13 protein-coding genes are annotated in these 19,267 nt (G+C 73.6%); 2 read left to right on the forward strand and 11 right to left on the reverse strand.

Annotated features, from left to right (window positions below):
• Positions 1 to 42: 42 nt before the first annotated feature.
• From C8E87_RS29195 to C8E87_RS29225, 7 genes are all read right to left on the reverse strand, one after another.
• Positions 43 to 2,268, reverse strand: coding sequence for a protein kinase domain-containing protein (locus C8E87_RS29195; RefSeq protein ID WP_133876046.1), 2,226 nt, complete (start codon positions 2,266 to 2,268; stop codon positions 43 to 45).
• A 7-nt stretch (positions 2,269 to 2,275) separates the two neighbouring features.
• Entirely contained in the window at positions 2,276 to 3,451 is a 1,176-nt protein-coding gene (locus tag C8E87_RS29200) for an OmpA family protein (RefSeq protein ID WP_133876047.1), read from the reverse strand.
• On the reverse strand, positions 3,448 to 4,338 hold the full coding sequence (locus tag C8E87_RS29205; RefSeq protein WP_133876048.1) for a hypothetical protein: 891 nt from the start codon (positions 4,336 to 4,338) through the stop codon (positions 3,448 to 3,450). Before C8E87_RS29205 ends, C8E87_RS29200 begins: the two co-directional genes overlap by 4 nt.
• A complete protein-coding gene (locus tag C8E87_RS29210; RefSeq protein ID WP_133876049.1) occupies positions 4,335 to 4,793 on the reverse strand; it encodes a hypothetical protein in 459 nt (152 codons plus the stop codon). Before C8E87_RS29210 ends, C8E87_RS29205 begins: the two co-directional genes overlap by 4 nt.
• Positions 4,790 to 5,563 (reverse strand): hypothetical protein, encoded by a 774-nt coding sequence (locus C8E87_RS29215; RefSeq protein WP_133876050.1) that lies wholly within the window; start codon positions 5,561 to 5,563, stop codon positions 4,790 to 4,792. Before C8E87_RS29215 ends, C8E87_RS29210 begins: the two co-directional genes overlap by 4 nt.
• Entirely contained in the window at positions 5,560 to 6,393 is an 834-nt protein-coding gene (locus tag C8E87_RS29220; protein ID WP_133876051.1) for a hypothetical protein, read from the reverse strand. Before C8E87_RS29220 ends, C8E87_RS29215 begins: the two co-directional genes overlap by 4 nt.
• Positions 6,394 to 6,482: 89 nt before the next feature.
• A complete protein-coding gene (locus C8E87_RS29225; RefSeq protein ID WP_133876052.1) occupies positions 6,483 to 7,250 on the reverse strand; it encodes a hypothetical protein in 768 nt (255 codons plus the stop codon).
• A gap of 36 nt (positions 7,251 to 7,286) precedes the next feature.
• On the opposite strand from C8E87_RS29225, the gene C8E87_RS29230 reads away from it, so the two are divergent.
• Together C8E87_RS29230 and C8E87_RS29235 are read left to right on the forward strand one after the other, a co-directional pair.
• A complete protein-coding gene (locus C8E87_RS29230) occupies positions 7,287 to 10,082 on the forward strand; it encodes a CHAT domain-containing protein (protein WP_133876053.1) in 2,796 nt (931 codons plus the stop codon).
• A 19-nt stretch (positions 10,083 to 10,101) separates the two neighbouring features.
• Positions 10,102 to 12,372: a CHAT domain-containing protein gene (locus tag C8E87_RS29235; RefSeq protein WP_133876054.1), complete on the forward strand. Its 2,271-nt coding sequence runs from the start codon at positions 10,102 to 10,104 to the stop codon at positions 12,370 to 12,372.
• A gap of 161 nt (positions 12,373 to 12,533) precedes the next feature.
• On the opposite strand, the gene C8E87_RS29240 is transcribed toward C8E87_RS29235, so the two are convergent.
• The 4 genes from C8E87_RS29240 to C8E87_RS29255 all read right to left on the reverse strand — a co-directional run bounded on the left by C8E87_RS29240 (position 12,534) and on the right by C8E87_RS29255 (position 19,165).
• Positions 12,534 to 13,532 carry a hypothetical protein gene (locus C8E87_RS29240; protein WP_133876055.1) on the reverse strand — a complete coding sequence of 333 codons (999 nt, stop codon included), beginning with the start codon at positions 13,530 to 13,532 and terminating at the stop codon, positions 12,534 to 12,536.
• 135 nt (positions 13,533 to 13,667) lie between these two features.
• Complete coding sequence (locus C8E87_RS29245; RefSeq protein WP_133876056.1) at positions 13,668 to 13,892, reverse strand: hypothetical protein; 225 nt, start codon at positions 13,890 to 13,892, stop codon at positions 13,668 to 13,670.
• Positions 13,889 to 16,321 carry a caspase family protein gene (locus tag C8E87_RS29250; RefSeq protein WP_133876057.1) on the reverse strand — a complete coding sequence of 811 codons (2,433 nt, stop codon included), beginning with the start codon at positions 16,319 to 16,321 and terminating at the stop codon, positions 13,889 to 13,891. Before C8E87_RS29250 ends, C8E87_RS29245 begins: the two co-directional genes overlap by 4 nt.
• 30 nt (positions 16,322 to 16,351) lie before the next feature.
• A complete protein-coding gene (locus C8E87_RS29255) occupies positions 16,352 to 19,165 on the reverse strand; it encodes an ATP-binding protein (protein ID WP_133876058.1) in 2,814 nt (937 codons plus the stop codon).
• Between the last annotated feature and the right edge of the window lie 102 nt (positions 19,166 to 19,267).

The following is a 19,267-nucleotide window of genomic DNA, read 5'->3' on the forward strand; positions in this document are numbered from 1 at the left end:
CTCATCGGGACACTGACGGACAGGCCCCGGGCCACCGGGTGATCAGGTGGCGCGGGCGGCCAGCAGCTCCTGGGCGCCGCGGTCCGCCTCGGCCCGCTCGTGCTCCTGGTCGGTGCGCCAGCGCATGAAGCGGGGCACGGCCCAGCTCACGATCCCGAGCCCACCCAGCAGCGGCGTGACCATCGGCTGGTACGCGGTCAGCACCGCGGCTACCGCCAGCACCCCGAGGAGCACGGCGACGGCGATCCCGCGCCCGGCGACCGACCGGGCCGCCCGGCCCAGCGCGATGAACGCGGCCCCCAGGGTCGAGTAGCGGGGGTGGAACCGGCCGCCGATCTCCCAGGCCAGCACCGCCTCGGCGGTGAGCGCGGCGAGGCCGGCGAACATCGTGGCGACCCACGCGTTCAGCACCGCGCTGTCCGAGGCGGGGGCGACGGCGTCGCTGACCCCGATGAGGACCGCGCACAACGCGATCATCAGGAAGACCCCGGCGACCGCCCAGGAGAGCGCCACCGGCCGGTTCTGCCGGCGCGACCACTCCCGGAACCGCCGGTTGCGATTCAGCCAGGCGCGCCGCCGGGCGGCGGCCAGCTGTTCCTCGGCGCGCTCCTCGGCGTGGTCGCGGACCAGGTAGGCGAGCCACATGCCGTCCGGCCGTTCCAGCAGGCCGGAGAACCACGGCAGCCGGAAACGGCGTGCCTCCTCCGCCCGGGCCCGCCGGATCTCGGCGCGCGTGTTGTCGTCCGCCACCGTCGCCCACAAGCTCAACGCCAAGGCCCGCGTGCGTGCCCCGCCGGCGCCCTCCAGCTGCGTGCGCACCTGCGGGTCCTCGATCCCGCGGGCCGCCTCGTGCCACTGCCGCCGGCGCAGGCGCCACTGCCGGTCGACCTCGTCGAGCCCGTCGCCGCCGGTGAGGCCCGCTCCGGCCCGGCCGGTGGCGAGCAGCGGCAGCAACTCGAACCGCCACAGGTCCCGTACGATCGCCGGGAGGTTGCCGTCGTTGGTGAACGCGCCCCGGGCGATCGCCGGCAGCGTGGTGCGGACGACGTTCACCCCGCGATAGATCGGCGGGAGCATCGGCGCCATCGAACGCAGCAGGCGCAGCAGGCGGACGTTGGCGGGCTCGCCGGGGGCATCGGTGTATTCCGGGTCCGGCGGGAACTGCTCGCGCCACGTGTTCAGCGCGCGCAGCGGTTCCGGGTCGTCGCCGAACAGCAGCTGCGCGGTGTGCTCCCAGTTCGCCGTCATGGCCACGGCCAGCAGCACCCGGTTGCGGTACTCCGTGTCGGCGTACGGGTAGGGCTGCTCCGCCTCGACCTCGGCCTCCGCGGCGCCGGCCGGAGCGGCGTACCCGGTCGGCACGTCCGGGGAACCGCCGTCGAGCCACTCGGTCACCTGCTCGGCGCCCCAGCGGTCGTCCAGGCTCTGGGCCAGCAGGCCCCGGCAGAGCAGGCGCAGACGCGGGTCGACGACCGCCTCGGTGCTGACCGGCCCGGAGGTGATCTCGACCCGGATCAGGACGTCGTCCAGCCCGTCCAGGAACGGCTGCCCGGTGGCCAGCTCGAGCACGCTGATCCCCAGCGACCACCAGTCGAACGCCGTAGTGACGAGCTGCCCGCTGACGTACTCGGGCGGCATGTACCGCACCGTCCCCGAGGCGTCGGTCACCGACCGGTCGATCGGCGCGTGCAGGCTGATGCCGAAGTCGATCAGCGCGACCTCGAGCGGGGCCAGCCGGCGCACCAGAATGTTCGCCGGCTTGACGTCGCGGTGCACGATCCCGTTCGCGTGCACCTCGGTCAGCGCGTCGGTGAGCTGCCGGACGAGCCCGGTCAGCGCCTCCGCGCCGAGCCGGGCCGGGTCGTCGTGCCGCAGCTCGGCCAGGCTCCCGCCGGCCAGGTGCTCCATGACCTCGTAGCCACGGTCGTCGGCCGTCCCGGCCTCGGTGACCGTCACGACGTGCCGGCTCTGCTTGTTCGCCAGGAACGTGCGCACCGCGGGCTCCGGTCCCGGGCCTCGATAGAGCTTCAGCACCCGCTCGGCGCCGCTGGCCCGCTCCTGGACGAGGTACACATCCGCCTCGGCGCCGGTTCGGTCCAGCCGGCGGAGCACAGTGAAGCGCGCATGGAGGGCCGGCGGCAGCCCCTCCGGGACCGCGGGCCGGCTCCGGCCCGGGTCCAGCAGGGTGATGTCGCCGTCGTCGGGCCGGCGCCGGCCGGGGTCGAGCACGGTGACGGGCGCGTCGGCCTCGGGTGCCGGATACGTCATCGCGGCATCAACCGTCACAGGACAGCTTGACCACCACCGAGCGGTTGCGGACGGCGGCGCTGGGGATGAGAGCTCCCGCGGCGGTGGTGTCGCGCACCCGTCCCGGGTAACGCTCGCCGGCGCCGCTCGCGCTGATGCGGGACCGCGCCACCCCGAGGTCGATCAGGACGTCCTTGACCGCTTCGGCCCGGAGCTCGGAGAGGTCCTGGTTGGACGCCGTGCTGCCCTCGCTGGAGGTGGTGCCGATGAGCTGGACCCGCTGCGAGTGCCCGGCCATCCGGTTCGCCAGCTGTTTCAGCGTGGCCTTGGCGCCCTTGGGATCGCGGAAGTCGGCCGTGTTGACGGTGAAACCCACCGGGCTGTTGTCGGTGAGCACGGTCGTGCCGCATTCGGGGAAGACGGGCGGTTTCGGCAGGGCGACCACGGTGACCGGCACGTCGGTCGGGACCGACGTGCGCGACGCCGCCGGCTTGAGCGCGTGCACGCACTTCGCGCCGGCCTCGTCGGCGATCGTCGTCCACAGCTCGGTGACCTGCTTGTGCAGGTTCTCCGGCAGGGACGGTTGCGGGTCGGCGGTGTCACCCAGCCCCACCAGCACGACGGACCGCTTGTCCAGGTCGGGCATCAGCTTCTCGGAGGCGAGGAACTCGACGACGTCCTTCGGCCGGGCGGTGAACATCTCCGAGTTCGTGAAGCTGAGCGGCCCGGTCGTCGGGATGCCCGAGTCCATCAGCACGACGGTGCCGTTCTCCGGCGTGGTCCGCGCCGCCACGGTCAGTGCGGTGAGCACGTCCGCCTGGGGCTGCTTGGGCTTCAGGGTCTTGACGAACCCGTCGGCCTGGTCCAGGAAGCTCCGCAGGTCGCGATCCCGGATAGTGGCGTTCTGGCCGTCGGTCTTGAAGGCGGCGGTCAACGCCACCGTCGGCTCGCCGTCGACGCGGACGACCTGCACCTTCTTCGAGTTCTTGGCGGCCTCGCGGACAAGGCCCTCGACCTCGTCGGGCAGGCCGGGGGCCGGGCTGTTCGCACGGGCGCCGACGACCAGGGTGACGGCCTGCCCGGCCTCGGCCGGGCACTCGATCGCCACCGGCTCCGGGGGGAAGACCCCGTCGCCGTCGCAGCTGACGAACGAGCCCGCGGCCATCGTCGATGCCGCCAGCAGGCCACGGATCCGGTACTTCACTGTGCCTCCTCTTCAGTCGTCCGTCGCCGGCCGACGCTGATGGGGTGGTGGTGGGGGTATGCAACGGACGGGAGAGGGATCGGCACCGTCGGGTCGTCCGATCCGGCCGGAGCGACCGCGCGGGCCGCGTTCCGGTTGTTCGCGATGATCAGCTCGGCGTCCGCCCGGAGCCGGTTCGCGGTGGCCTCGAACTGCCGGTCGACCTGCGCCATCGCGGCCTCGCGACGCTCACGCGCCCGGCTGATCGCCACCCACACCTGTTCGGCCTGCGAGAGCTCCCAGTGCGTGTCGGCATGTTTGGTGGCCGCCGTGGTCCGCTTCGTGGCCGCCCGGCCGAACTGACGGGCGGCCGGTTCCTGGCGGAAGTAGCCGGCCAGGCTTGCCACCACCCCGGTCGCGATGTACAGCACCAGGAAGAGCAGCGCGGACAGGTACACCGGGGTGGCCGATCCGCCGGTGCCGAGGTCGTCGGTGACGGCGCCGCTCTCCGTGGTGAAGGTCGAGGCGCCGGCACTTCCGCCGGCCGGTTCCAGAACCAGCCGGACGACGAAGGCGGTCAGGCCGAGCAACGCCCAGGTGCCGCCCAGCACCAGCGCCAGCGTCTTCGAGCCGGTGATGTTGCGCGGGTTGATCGTGGCGCGGGCCTGGAGCCCGGCGTAGTGGGCCAGGGTCAGCGCGACCAGGGCGAACCCCGCGACCGCGATCGTCACCATCAGCGGCGGGACGTTCAGGACGAGGATCAGCACCTGATAGAAGGTCACCACGTCGACGCCGCCGGCGGCCAGCAGGACCACCCAGAACAGGCCGTGCGTCCACGAACGCCCCGCGATCTGCGAGATGTCACCGTGGATGACGCGGCGGGACTGCTGTGCGGTGGGCTCGATCATGGCCGGGGCTCCCTCGGCGGGTCGTTCTCACGGGGGTCGTAGATCGGTGTCTCGGGATCGCTCAGCTGGTCGAGGGCGTTGGTCACCGCCGCGTCCATGTGGGACAGCTGGTTGCGCGTGTTGTGCGACATGGTGCGAGCCCTGTCCAGGTACGGCTTGACCATGACCTCGAGCCGGTCGAACCGGTCCATGTAGCCGTCGTGCCGGGCGTGCAGGCCCGCCTTGATCTCGTCGATCGAGTGGCGGATGTAGTCGTCCACGGCCTGCCGGAACCGCGCGTCCTCCGGGTCGGGGGCGTGGCTGATGCGGGCGCGCAGCCCCTCGGCGATCGGCGTGAGGTCGATGGTGTAGTCGACCGGTTCGCGGGACAGCCGTTCGAGCTCGGCCATGGCGTGCCGCAGCGGGCGGGGCATGCGCGGGCGGCGGTTCCACCGCGGAATCAGCGGGATCCTCATCGCGTCACTCCCTCGGCGGGTGGCATACCGGCCGGGGCCGGAAGGGTGATGACGCCGTCCTGGCAGGTCGCGTCGACCCACGGGGGAAGCGTCAGGGAGACGATCGGCAGTGCCGTCGAGAGGTTGCGGCCCTCGGGATGGGTCTGCACCACCGCGTCCCAGTACGACGCGATGCGCAGCACGTAGTAGTCGGCCAGGCGGCGCGCACGGGCCTGGGCCAGCGTGAACTCGTGGTCGATGCGGGCGGTCGCCGTGGTGATCGCCTGCCGGCGGCTGTCCACCGACGCCTCGCGGCGGGCCAGTTCCTCCCGGGCGACGGCGATCCGCTGTTCGCGCATCGCGGCCCGGCGGCCGAGCAGCACCGGCGTTCCGGCCAGCGGCAACTCCTGATAGTTGCGGGGCCGCAGCTCGGACTCGGTCAGCTCGGCCCGGCTCTCGGCCAGGGCTGTCCGGGCCCGTTCGACCAGATCGAGATCGGTCTCGAGGGCGCCGCGCAGCCGGGCGATCTCGTCCCGGATCTCGGTGATCCGGTTGAGGAACAGCCGGTGCTGCTCGTTGATGCGGTACATCCCGGCGTGACTCAGTTCTTCCTGGTACGGGGTGCTGACCCGGGCCGCCGCCTCGACGTGCTCGGTCAGCGTGGTGAACGAGGGGATGCGCTTGCGCCCGTCGCGCCGGCCACGCCGGATGTCGGTCCTGCGGTCGCCGGCCGCGTACGGGATCGGCTCGGGCGGGTTCGCCGCCGGGGTGCGCTGTCGCCGCCATCTCATGCCGCACTTCCACCTTTCTCCGGAGCGCATCGGGTCCGGGCATCGGCCAGCCAGCCGAGCAGTTCGGCCGCGTGCCCGGCCGCGATCAGGCGCAGCGCCGAGGCCTGGCGCAGCACGTCCCGCCGGGTGGCCTCGCCGGGCACGCCGCCCTCCGGCACCGGCGTCTCGGCGTGCGCGATCCGGTGCACGGCCGCCACCAGCCGTCCCTTGCCGGCCAGCGCCTCGGCCTCCTGCCGCCGGACGTCGGCGTCGCGCAGCGAGCCGGCGACGCGGGCGCGCGCCTTCTCATCGCCGACCTCCAGCGCCACCGCCATCAGCACGACGGCGTTGGCCTGCCGGATCCGGTCGGTGAGGGTGGTGAGCATCGCCTCGCAGACCTCCTGGAGTTCCGGCGAGGACTCCAGGTCCGGAACCGGTCCGAGCGCCGAGCCCCGCACCGGGGGCGTCGCCCCGGTCTCGCCCCGGCGCCGGCCGATGGCTCGCAGATCGTCGACGGCGGCGGCGATGTGGTCGATCGGCCGGCCGCCGGCCGGCCGCGTCGTTCCCGGCTTCGCGGGGCCGCTGAGGATGTGCGGCCGGATCTCGTCGTCCACCCGGGCAGCCACCCGATGCTGGTCGGCCAGAGCCACCGCGATCGCACGCTGCTCCCGGGCCGCCGCGGCCGGCCCGGCGGCCAGGCGATCGGCCATGCCCTCGAGCGCCTCGCCGATCACTTGCCGCTGCAACCGGCGGTGACGCCGCACCGCCAGGACGGAGGCCGCCATGATCAGGACGGTGATCCCGATCAGCGCGGCCACCGTCTCCGGCACCGCCAAGGGCCAAGTCGTCACGCCGTGTCCTTCGTAGGTTCGTGGTGTCGCTCTCCGCCGTTCTCTGACGGACGAGATGCCGTTCTCTGACGGACGGGATTTCGCCGCTGTCAGCGGAGCTGGGACATGGCCGTGTTGAGCTGCGCCCGGAGGGCGTCGACGGTGGGGTCGCCGGCCGGGAGCCGGTCGAGGGCGGCCTGCATTCGGGTGGTCGCGGAGGCCGCCGCGGCAACATCCTGTTGCTGGACTGCCGTCATCAGCTCGCCCAGGATCTCCATGAGCGCGATCGCCGGGTGGTGGGCCGGGCCGAAACGGGGGTCGGCCTTCATCGTGGCGACCTGCCGGGGGATGTCGGGCATCATGCTCATGTCCTGCTTGTCGGCGGCGATCCGCACCATCAGGGCGTTACGCAGGCTGGGCCAGAGCGCGGCGTACGAGGTGTCGCGCGGCGGTGACAGCGCGTCCAGCCTGGCCAGCGCGGAAGCCGGGTCGGCGCCGGGCTCGTCGCCGAGCGCGCCGGCCGCGTGGGCCATCGCCCGCAAACCGGCCAGAGCACCGGGGTCGTCGGGGTCGTCGTCGGCGTCGGCCAGCATGCGCAGCACCCGGGACGCGCCGACACGCTGGCCGATCAGTGTGGCCTCGAGCGCCCGCAGCGCCAGGAAACGGGCCGTTGCCGATCGGTCGGCGGTCGAGCCGGTCGCGGACTCCAGGTCGGCCAGCGCGTTCAGCAGGGTCGGCAGCTGGTGGTCGAACTGGTAGCTGCGTCCGTACGCCACCGCGCGGCCGAGCTGGTCCCCTTCGGCGGTGAGCCGGGCGATCACCGTGGGCAGCCGCTCGGCCGGCATCTGGGCGAGAATGCTCAGCACATGGTTGGTCATGCTCTTCTCTGACGGACGTGTCCGTCAGTTACCGGCATGACCGACCTTCAGGCGATGCTCGACCGCACCACGGCGGCGATCAACCAGGTGGGCGCGCCGGACGACGCTGCTTGGCGTTTCGCCCGCGCCTGGATGCACGCGTGTCGATACGAGCAGGCCCACGCCGCGGCCGACCTGTCGGCCGCGGCAGCCGATCTCGACGCGCTGCCGGCCGGGTTCCCGGGCCGGCCGAAGCTGGCCGCGGACCTGGTCACCAGCATGATCCGGGCCCAGCAGATGAGCGATCCCCGGATCGTGGCGCTGACCGCGGTGGCCGACGAGGACCCGCACCCCTTCGACCGCTGGCCCGCCACCGCGGCCGCCGTCCGGGCCCGGACCCTGCTGGAGGCCGGAATGCACGGCGGCCCCGGCTTCAACCTCCGGGCCGCCGTGCACGAGGTGGAAGGTCTCGTCGCGGTTGCCGCGGGTGTGCGCCCGCAACAGGACCTGGTGGAGAACGCCCGGGTGGCGCTGACTATGCTCCGCGACTTCACGGACGGCAACCCCAGCGAAATGATCAAGTCGCCGGAGCGGATCCGCGAGATGCTGGCCATGCTGGAGAGCAGCGGGATCGGCGACACCTCGACGATCCGGATCAAGGCAACCGCCATGGCCGTCATGGCCGAGGGGGCCGCCTCGGCCATGACGGGCGACACGGCCGCACTCGCGGCCGGGATGCGTGAAGCTCAGCAACTCATCAGTGGGCTGGCGCCGGACGACCCCGCACACGGCCAGTTCGCCGATCTCGCCCGCGCTCTCGGTCCGATCCTCGACCTCAACGACAGGTTCACCACCACAGCGTCGTCACCGAACGTGGACGAGAACCTGGAAACTCTGCGGTCCCAGGCCGCGGCGCCGGGGCTGACACCGGCCGAACGGGCGATCCGCCTGCACAACCTCGGCTTCGCCGAAATGGGGTACGGCTTCGACTCGGACGCCACGCTCGACTCGGGCATCGAGCACCTGCGGGAAGCGGTCGCGCTGGCCGGGGAACACGACCATCGCCGGGTCTTCTATCTCTCCAGCCTGGGAACGGCCCTGCTGCGCCGGGTCGAGATGCTCGCCGGCCGCGCCGACCTGACCGAGGCGACCCAGCTGCTCGAAAAGGCCCGCGTGCTCGCCGGCTCGGAATCACACAGCCACTGGACCACGCTGAGCAACGTGCTGGCCCACGCCTACCGGCTGGCCGGGCAGCGGGTGCGCGGCCGCGAGGTGGCCCTGTCCGGGTTGCGGGGCCACGCGTGGAGCGTGCTGCTGCAGGCCGACACCGCGGCCGTCCAGGTGGCGGCACGGCACGCGGCCGGGGACGCGCTGGACGTCGCCTCGTGGTGCCTGCAGGACAACGATCCCGAATCGGCGGCGGCGGCCCTGGACGCCGGGCGGGCCCTGATCCTGTACGCCGCCACCGAGACCCGCGACCTGGCGGCCCGGATGCTCGACGAGGGACGCCCCGACCTCGCCGAGCGCTGGCGGGCCGCCACCGCCGACGGCTCCGAGGTGCCCGGTGAGCTGCGCCGCGAAATCATCAGCGCGCTCGCCCACATCCCGCTCGACCAGGCCGGCAGCACGCAGGCGCCCCCGGACGCCGGCTCCGCGCGTCTGCTCTCGCTGCCCGACCTCAACGAGGTACGCGCCGCGCTCACCTCCCTCGGCGCCGACGCGCTCGTCTACCTGATGCCCGGCACGGAGCGTTCCGGCGCCGCGGTGATCGTGCCTGCCGGGGAACCGCCGACCTGGATGGTGCTGTCGCAGCTGGGCCGCGGCTGGGGAGCGGAGTTCGACGCCTTCCTGACCGCGACCACCCGTACGAGCCGCAGCCCGGACACGCGTGACCTCGCCGCCTCGGTTCCCGTCGGCACGCTGGACGACTTGTGCGAACAGGCGTGGACGGCGGCGATCGGCCCGGTCCTGGAGCGCATGCCGGAGGCGTCGCGAATCGTGCTGATCCCGATGGGGGAACTGGTCCGGATTCCGTGGCATGCCGCCCGCCGGACGGTCGGCGGGCGGCCGCGCTACGCGATCGAGGACGTGACCTTCTCGTACGCGCCCTCGGCCCGGCTGCTGTGTGACGTGGCCTGGCGTGGCGCCGCGATGCCCGCGCAACGGTGCCTGATCGTCGCCGACCCGGACACCGCCGGGGCCGCCGCCGACCTGGGCGCGGCCCGGACCGAGGCGTGGGCCATCCGGGAAGCCTTCTACCCTGACTCCCGCTACGTCGGCCGTGCCCCGGACGGCTCACCGGGCCCCGACGGTTCCGGCACCCGCAAAGAGGTGACGGAGTGGCTCGCCGACGACGAAGAAGCGGGCGCGCTGCTGCATCTGGCCTGTCACGGCGTGGTCGAGCCCAGCGCCGATTCGGCGGACACGTCGTACCTGCTGTTGTCGGGCGGCGAACGGCTGTCGGCCGAGGAACTGGTGTCGTCGGCGGCGGGCGCCGGTCGTCCCATCGCCCTGGCGGTGCTGGGCGCGTGCAGCAGCGGAGTCTGCGGGCGTGGCGACGACGAGGCGTTCAGCCTGAGCACCACGTTGCTGGCCGGCAACGTGGCGACGGTGGTCGGCAGCCAGTGGAGTGTGCCCGACGCGGCCACCTCGGTCCTGATGTTCATGTTCCACCACTACCTGCGGCACGAGAACCTGGCGCCGGCCGAGGCCCTGCGGCAGGCCCAGCTCTGGATGATCACACCGGACGAGGAACCTCCCGCCACGATGCCGGCCCGGCTCAGGTCGCTGACCGCCCGCTCGGAACCCGCGTCCCCGGCCGAGTGGGCGGCCTTCGTCCACTTCGGCCGATAACTGAGAGGTGAAGGCGCACATGCCGGAAGAGGAAAGCTTCGCGCGGCGTCTGGTCAACCGCAACGCCCGCTGGGCGGCACTCGCCGTGAGCGTGGCCGCCTGCCGCGACCAGGTCGGCGCGGCTCTGGCCGCGCCGGGGGATCCGGTGGCCTTCGTCCATGCGGCGCTGGCCACGCTGGAGCTCAACCAGATCGCCGAGGAACTGGCCGATCCCGACTGCACCGAGCTGGCCGCGAACGGGCTGACGGCGTGTCTCCGGGTCGCCTCGGCGCTGCCCGCCGTCGCGCTCGAGTTCGAGGTCATCCGGCACGCTGTGCAGGACCTTCAGGACGCACGCCGCCGGATCGCCGCCCTCACGTTGCGGCACCGGGCGACCCGGGCCGAGAACGCCGGCCGCCCGCGGGAGGGTCGCCGGCTGCGCGAGCAGGCGCTGCCACAGGCGCCCGCCGGGTCGTACCTGGAGGCGGTGCTGCTGATCGAGCTGGAGCGGATGCCCGAGGCACACCGGGTGCTCGACCGGCTGGACCTGCCCGACCCGGTGGTCATGGCCGAGCTGAACATCCGCGCCGACCGGCCGGACGTCGCCCGGGACATCCTGGCCCGAGCGACAGGGACGCCGCCGGCCGACATCCGGCCCGCAGACGATGAGCACCCGGCCTACCGCGATCCGGCCCACCGCGATCCAGCCCCGACCGATCCAGCCCCGACCGATCCGGGTCTGACCGGTCCGGCGCGCCCGGATCCGGCGTGGGGCGATCTGGCGCGCCGGGCCGGCATCGAGCTCGACCTGGGCGATGCCGCGGCGGCCGACAAACTGGCCGCCCAGGCGATCGCCGTGTTCGAGCGCGGTGCGATGGCCAACGACTACTACCGCGCGCTGGCCGGTGACCACGTGGCGGTCGCCGGGTTGTACCACGTCGCCTCCCGGGCACGGCTGGCGCTGGGCGACGCCGGCGGCGCGTTCCGGCTGGCCGACCGGGTGCGTGCGGCGGCCGCCCAGCCGGGCCGGAACCTGGCGATCCGCGCCGCCGAAGCCCGGCTGGGCGCCACCCATGAGCGGCTGGCGGCGGCCGCGCTGCGCGGCGAGCAGCCCACGCACGCCGAGGTGGCCGCCGAGGCGATGGCGGCCGAAACCGCTGTGGACCGGGCTTCGGCGGGCTCTCCGGTCACCTGGCCGCCCGGGGCCGGCCTGGACGAGATCCAGGCGGCACTGCCCGCCAGGGCCGCCCTGCTGTACTACCAGTCGTTCGACCGGGAGCTGATCATTTGGGTGGTCCGGCGCGACGGGGCCGAGTGGCGGTCGCGGAACCTGTCGCGCCGCGACCTAGCCCGCGCCGCCCGCGAGCTGCACACGGCGTGCGCCGACCTGACCGGCCGCGGGGAACGTGTGCCGGAGCTGGCGGCCCGCTTGGCGGCAGACCTCGTCACACCAGTGGCGGACGAGCTGGCAGGGGTGGACCGGCTGTTCGTGGCGCCGCCGGGAAACCTGATGCTGCTCCCGTTCGCCGTGCTGCCGCTGAACCGGGTTCCGCTGGGCGAACAGTTCGTGCTCTCGATGCTGCCCTCGGCCGAGCTGCTGACCCGGCCGGGAACCGGCCCGCGGCTCGACGACGGCCGGGGCGCGTTGCTGGTCGGCGATCCGCTGTACGCCACGCTGCCCCGGCTGCCCGGCACGGGTGTTGAGATCCGGGCGATCGCTGAGCGGCTCCCGACCTCGGTGGTGCTCGAGGGCGAGGCCGCCACCGCCGAGGAGTTCGCCCGCCACGTGGGCGGCAAGTCCGTCATCCACCTGGCCACCCACGGCGCCGTCGACGAGCTGCGGCCGTATCTGAGCGAGCTCGCCCTCGGCGGCCGGGACCGGATCACGTTGCCCGGCCTGGCCGCGCTGGACCTGGACGTCGATCTGCTGGTGCTTTCGGCCTGTCACACCGGCCGGGGCCGGGCCACCGCCGGAGGGGACGTGCTCGGCCTGACCCGGGTGGCTCTGGCGGCCGGTGTCCGCCACGTGATTGTGTCGTTGTGGCCGGTCGACGACATCTCGACCTGCCTGCTGATGACCGACCTGTACGAGCGACTGGTGCACGGGCAGAGCGTGGCCGAGTCCCTGGCCGGCGCCGCGCGCCACCTGCGGACGGTGGACGACAAGCAGCGCCTGGCCGCGTACGACGGGCTGGCCGGAGCATCCCACGTGAGCCGGGTCCGTGACTTGGAGGCTGCCGAGACGAGTGTCCCGGCCGGCCACCGTCTGGCACCGGCGCACTATGCGCCGTTCATCCACATCGGCGTCTGACCGCCCGGCGGAGGCGCCACCCCGCCCGCGGAGGGCGTCACCGCTCGGCCCGGCGAAGGGCATCGCCACCCGGCGCGCGGAGGGGGTCACCGTCCGGCCCGGTGAAGGGCATCGCCACCCGGCCCGCGGAGGGCGTCATCGCCGCCGCCCGGTGGGGGTTTTCACCGGTCAGGGCCGGCGGACAGCAGGGCCGTCACGGCGGCGACGACGCGGTCGAGGCGGGCCGGATCGCCGAGCAGCGTGAGCACCTGTTCCGCTCCGGTCTCGTCCGCGTCCGGGGTGCGGTCGAGACCGTCCGACGGCGGTGTCGAGCCGAACACCGCCCGCAGCACCGCCGGAACGAGCACGGCCGGGTCCGAGCCCTCGGCCAGGCGATCGTTCAGGATCTCCACCGCACGGGCGGCGAGCTCCCGCAGCTGCGCGTCGGCGTGCTCGTGCGCGGCCACCACGACCGGGTCCGGTTCGGCATGGGTGTTGGCCGCCCCGCGCGCGGGGATCCAGACCGGAGGCTGCTTGTGCTCCATCGGGCGCTCCACGTTCTTCGAGTACCAGCGGGGGCGGCGGCGCATGGCCGTCAGCACTGTCTCGACCTCGCGGGCGGCCACGGCCTCGCTCGTCGTGCCCAGCCGGTCGGCCCAGGCGGCCAGCGGCCACAGCGAGAACCCGGCCGTGGCCTCGCTTCCGGCCCAGTCGAGGATGGCCACGGCGAGCCCCACCCGCCGGCTGTCGTGGGCGAGCTCGTCGGCCAGCCACTTCGGCGCCCGTGGACGCTGCGCGGCGCCCCGGCGACCCCGGCGCTTGCGGTTGCCGTCCACGGTGGCCGGGTGCAGGCGCTTGGTGAGCCACCCTTCGAGGTTGCGGACGGGGGAGCCGGCCCGCGTGAGCAGGTGGTCCACCAGGGCCTCGAGGTCGTCGTGGTAGGCGTCCAGGCATTCGGCGGCCAGGCCGTGCAGGCCGGCGGCGCACCGGTAGTGGCCGCGCCGGCGCTCGAGCGGCCGGGTCAGCCGCAGGAACAGCAGGGGCGCGGCGATCTCCGCGGCGCCCGACCACAGGCGCCGTCGCCGGGCGGGCCCGGCGGTCCGGAACTCCTCGGCGAGCCTGCCCTCACGCGCCAGCAGGCGGACCTCGTCCGCCGCGGCGATCCCCCTCGTTCCGGCCACGGCAACTCCTCTGATCTCGGCGTTTGCCCTGATCCTGGGGATCGGCGGAGATCGTTCGGGGTTTTCGGCAGCCGCGTGCGCAGATATACGTATGCGGCAGACGAGACGCCTGCCGCATACGTACGAGCCCGGTGATCAGGACATCTGGCTGGGCCGCGGGCCCGAGTTCAGGTCGAGCACCACCGTGGGCGTGGCCGCGCCGTTGAGGAACACCGACACCGCTTCGCCCGCGGCGTCGTAGAGGGTGAGCTCCACCCGGGCGCCGTTGAGCATGGCGTCCCGGACCAGGCGGGCGACCCCTTCGGCGTCGGCGTCCGCGATGCCCCACTCCTGGGCGCCGATGATGAGTTTCTTGGTCATGTGTCTGCTCCTTCGATCGTGAACGTGAACGAGAAATCCTGGGGGTGGCGCCGGTGACGGCCGAGCCCGAACTGTTCCTGGGCGAGCAGTGAGGTGCGGTACAGCCCGACGGTGCGGCCCGCCGCCTCGAACAGCAGCTCGTACGCCGCGTCGACCAGCACCGCCGCCCGGGCAACCGCCGCGCCCAGGCCCACCCGCGGGGCCGGGCCGGTGAGCTTCTGTTCGAGCAGCGTGCCGAGGGCGGGGCTGCCGGCGGTGTCGCGGGAGACCCACACGGCGATGTCGAGGAAGTCGATCGCCGGGCCGTGATGGATCAGCAGGTTGTCGAGGGGGAGTTGTTCGCCGTCGCGGACGTTGCCGAACCGGGCCGTCCCGGTGTGGCAGGCGGGTGCGCCGCCGCCCGCGTTCGTCAGGACCATCGTGTCGACCCGGATGTTCGTGCTGCCCAGGGCCCGGGTGCTGGGCACGATCAGTTCGTCGATGCGGACGACGACCCGCCCGGGTGCGGCGCCGCGCGCCGACAGCAGGCGTACGGGCAGTTCGGGCCGGTCGTCGACGAGGAACGACGCCGTCTCGGCCGGTGGCGGCTCGGTCGGGCTGACCATGAAGTCGATCGGGACGACGGCGTACCGCACGCGGGAGGCCGGGGCGTCGCCGAGGTCCCGGGTCGCGCCGGTGGCGATCTGGCTGAGCAGGTTCTCCAGCTGCGACTTGCCGTCGTGGCGTTCGGCGACCGCGCGTACGCCCTGTTGCCGCAGCACCCCGACGTCGACCGGCCCGTCGCTGATCAGCGCGAGCACCGTCTCGGGCCGGGCGACTGTGGTGTCGGCGCCCTCGGGCCAGGTCAGGTCGACCCCGGCCAGCCGCGCCCGGTCCTCGTCCCACCCGTACGTGTAGGCCGCCCCCGGCGCGAGCCGGACGCCACCGGGGTCGGCCGCGGTCAGCGGGGTGATCCGCGAGGCGATGCCGATGTCGATCAGCGAGACGAACACCGCCCGATCGCCGTCGTTGCGCAGCCGGACGAAGATGCGTTCACCCCCGTACGCGAAAAGCAGTGCCCCGCCGAGCGGCAGCGGCTCCTTCCGGCCGTCGCGCACCCGTCCCCACTCGATGTGGACGTGGTGCACAAGGGGCCCGGTGAGCCGGCGCAGCGCGGTGGCCTGGGCTATGCGCTGGAGGTTGGCCATGATCGAGCCGATCCCGAGGGAGGTCGGCGGGTAGGGCCGGTGCAGCGGGCCGTCCGCGTCGTGCACGGTCAGGCGCCCCTGCGAGTCGGCGACCACCGCGACAACCGCGTCCGGTTCGGGCCGCAGCAGAGGCCGCAACCCGACGGCCTTGGTGAGCTCGTCCGCCGCGGGATGGCCGAGGGGAAGCCGTACGGGCAGGGCGGCGGCGGCCGCCCGGGTGCGGTGCGCGCGGGCATCGGGCGGCACAACCTGCCCGGCCGTGGTGAGCTGCAGCGAAGCGCTCGCCGAGGTCGCCTGCACCCGGTCGACGGTGGCGACGCCGATCGGGGTGTCAGTGGCGGCCGGCACGATGGCGAACTCGTCGCCCGGCTCCACCCCGAGCAGCGGCGCGCCGAGCAGTTGCACCCGGTCCGGCCCGAGCGGCACGACCGGCAACGAGTTCAACGGCTCCAGGTCGTCGACGGCGAACGGCGAGCGGGCCGACGGGCCCTCCGCCTCGGGCCGCTGCGCCGGTTGCAGGTCCTGCACGTCGCGGCGGACCGCGTCGATCAGCGTGGACCAGCTGACCCGTACACTCCGGTGGTCGCGCAGCGCCCGGGACAGCGCGTCGGTGAGCAGCCCCATCGTCACGCCGTCGCGGTTCGCGGTCTCCCAGGCCGATTCGGACGGGGAGCAGGCGACGACCCGTACGGCGTGGGGGTTGCTGATCAGCGAGCGCCGGTCGATCTGAAGGCCGTCCGCGATCATCCGGGCGTTGTGCCGGCGGATCGTGTCGTAGGTGAGCTTCACCGCCGGGGGCCGCAGCAGCGCCTTGACCCGCATGCCGGTCTGCCGGGACATGTGCGCGGCGTGGCAGCAGTCGAGGATCACCGTGGTGTTGAGGGCGACGTCGGTGAGCCGGGCCAGCCGGACGGACAGCTCGACGCCGGTGATGCCGCGGAAGTCGTCCTCGCCGGAGTCGAGGTAGTCGTCGGGGACGATGAACTGCAGGTCGGGCCCGTCCACGGTCTGGGCCCGGCCGCCGTGACCGCTGTAGTAGAGGACGTACGCGTCGTCCGGGCGGGCGTCCACGATCAGCTTCTCGTACGCGTCGAGGACGGCGTCGCGGGTGGCGGCGGGCGTGACCAGCCGGGTGATCTCGAACCCTCGCGGTTCCAGGGCCGCCGCCATCGCCTCGACGTCGTTGGCCACACCGGTCAGGCCGTTGGTCTGGGAACCGATCAGGAGGGCTTTTCGCGTCATGCCTGCCTCTGACGGACGGGCCGTGAACTGTCAGGTGAAGACGCCGTCGGCGCGCGCCTTCGCCATCGCCTGGGCCTGGGTGTGCACGCCCATCTTCTGGTAAAGGCGGTGGATCTGGGTCTGGGCGGTGCGCGGCGTCACGCGGCGGGTCCGGGCGATCCCGGCGGCGTCGAGGCCCTGACACAGCAGCCGCAGGGTCTCGAGTTCGGCCTCGGTCAGCCCGTACGGCCGGTCGGCCAGGTCGATGCCGAACCGCCGGCCCAGCCGCGCCACGTCGGCCACCAGCGGACCCGCGCCGAGTCGTACGGCCTCCCGGTGCGCCGCCAGCAACGCCTCACGCCCACCCCCCGCCGCGGCCTGCCGCCACCGCGCGTACGCCGCCTCGTAGGGCCGCCGCAACCCGGTCCAGCCGTCGGCGACCTGGCCCCACAGCACCGCCGTGCCGGCGCCCCGCAGCCGCTGCCGTTCCGCCCGGCACACCAGCAGCAGCTGGTCCGTCTCCGGCGTGGACTCCGGCGGCCGCGCCTCGAACCCCTCGCGGGCCAGCTCGTCGCCGAACCGCATGGCCGCCGCGCGATCGGTGACCGCCTGGTCGGCCGCGCAGCGCAGCCCGACCGCGCACAGCCGCAACCGTTCCAGGCTGTTCTCGCCGTCGCGCAGGGCCGCCACGCCGCGGGCCACCTCCCGTTGCGCCTCCGGCAGGTCGCCCCGGCCGAGCGCGACCAGGGCCCGGATGGTGTGCAGCGGGCCGAGGAACCGGGGATCGCCGTTGAGCTCGAGGCCCTCGATCGAGGCCAGCAACTCCCGAGCCCGGTCGAAGGAGCCGCGGGCGGTCCGCAGCTCGGCCAGGGTCAGCCGTGGATAGACGCTCTCGGCCGGCGGCCTGTCCAGCAGGCCCTCGGTGAGGATCCGCTCGGCCTCGTCCCACTCGCCCAGCATGATCAGCGCGACCCCGGCGTTGTTGGCCAGGATCATGGCCTGGGTGGTGGCGCCGATGTCGAGCCTGCGCGCCTCGGCCAGCCCGGCCATCGCCGCGTCCGCCGCCTCGCGCAGGTCGCCGGCGTTCTCCAGGATCAGGCCCAGGTTCGCGTACGCCCGCAGGAGGTCCTCGATGTGGTTCTCCTGCCGGGCGAGCGTGATGGCCGCCCGCAGCAGCTCGACCCCGTCGGTGACCTGGCCGAGCATGCCGCGGGCGAGACCGGCGACGTTGCGCGCCCGGCCCTCCTCGGCGCGTGCCCCGGCCTCGACGGCCACCCGCATCGCGGCGTCGGCGACCTCCTTGCCGTCGGCGTAGCGGCCCGCGTGCAGCCGGGCCAGCGCGATGGCCGCCAGCACCCGGGCCTTGACCGCCGACGCCGGCCGCCCGTCCAGCATTCCGGCCGCCTCGCGGTAGACCCGGCCCGCCTCGCGCCGGCTGCCCGTCTCCCACAGGTAGTTGGCCTGCCGCTCCAGCAGGTCGGGACGCTCCTCGCCGGCCTCGGCGACCGCGGCCTCGATCCGGGCCATGGCCCGCCCGGTGTCACCCGACCAGCGGGCGGACTCGGCCGCGTCGGCCAGCAGCCGCACGTGCGACAGCCCTGCCGTCCGCTCCGGTTCGGCAACCCGCGGCCACAACTGCAGCGCCCGCTCGAACTGCACCGCCGCCGACGTGAACGCGTACGTGCGCATCGCCTGCTCGCCGGCCCGCACCGCGGCCGCGAGCGCTTCCGGCCGGCGGCCCGCCTGATACCAGTGGCCGGCCATCTCGGCCGCCGCGGAGCCCTCGGTCAGGCTCAGGCTGGGGTCGTCGGCCAGCGCCCGCGCCATCGCGGTGTGCAGGTCGACCCGGATGTCCCGTACGGTCGTCCGGTACACCGCCTCCCGCAGCAGCGCATGCCCGAAGCGGTACGTCTCCTCGTCGCGCCCGGTGACCAGCATCTGCCGGTCGAAGCACTCCTGCACAGCCGCGCCCAGCCCGTACGCCTCGAGCCCGCTGACCCGGCGCAGCAGCCGCCGGCTCGTCGCCCGCCCCGCCACCGCGGCCACCCGCAGCACCCGCAACGCGTCGTCACCCAGCCCGCTGAGCCGTGCCAGCAGCACCGACTGCAGGTCGGCCGGGAGCAGCAAGTTCTCCGGGTGGTCCAGCGCGCCCGCCGCGATCAGCTGCTCGGCGTAGAACGGGTTCCCCTCCGACCAGGTCAGACACCGCTCGACCAGGGCCGGTCGGGGCGGGCCGGAGCCCGTGTCCAGCAGCTCCTCCAGCTCGGTCAGGGTGAACGGCTCCAGTTCTGCCCGCTCGACCCGGCGGGTGAAGTTCGCGCCGGCCAGCAGCTGCCACAGCGGCTCGGTGCGGGCCAGACCGCCGGAGCGGTAGCTGCACACCAGCAGCAGGCGGCGCTGCTCGGGGCGGCACTGGGCCAGATGCCGCACGAGGTCGAGGGTGGACGGGTCGGCCCAGTGCAGATCCTCGATGATCAGCACGAGCGGGGCCTCGACGTGCTGCAGCATCCGCCGGACGTGGACGAACACCTGCTGCGGGCCGGAGAGGTGATCGTCGCGGCGGTCGAAGAAGTCGACCAGCCGCCGGTACGCCTCGTCGTCCTCGCCGAAGTCGCGGCCGAAGACCTCCAGGATCTCCAGGAGCGGCCCGTACGGCATGGGGTCGCCGAAGTGTTCCTCGCACGCGGCGGTCAGCACGTGCGCCCCCGACTCGTGGGCCGTGGCGGCGAACCGGCCCAGCAGCCGCGTCTTGCCGATGCCCGCGTCGCCGCCGATCAGCACCGTACGGGCCGTGCGTTCGCGCACCTCGGCCAGGCACCGGTCCAGCAGCTTCATCTCGGCCGCGCGGCCGACAAAACCCGGCATGCGTCACACGATGACGGATCCGCGACGCCCCCTGAACCACCGTTGGGGTCCACTACGAAGGATCGACAGGTGATGCATTCCGGCAAACGACGAAGGCGCCCC

This window comes from Paractinoplanes brasiliensis (genome assembly GCF_004362215.1).
GTDB classification, from domain to species: Bacteria; Actinomycetota; Actinomycetes; order Mycobacteriales; family Micromonosporaceae; genus Actinoplanes; species Actinoplanes brasiliensis.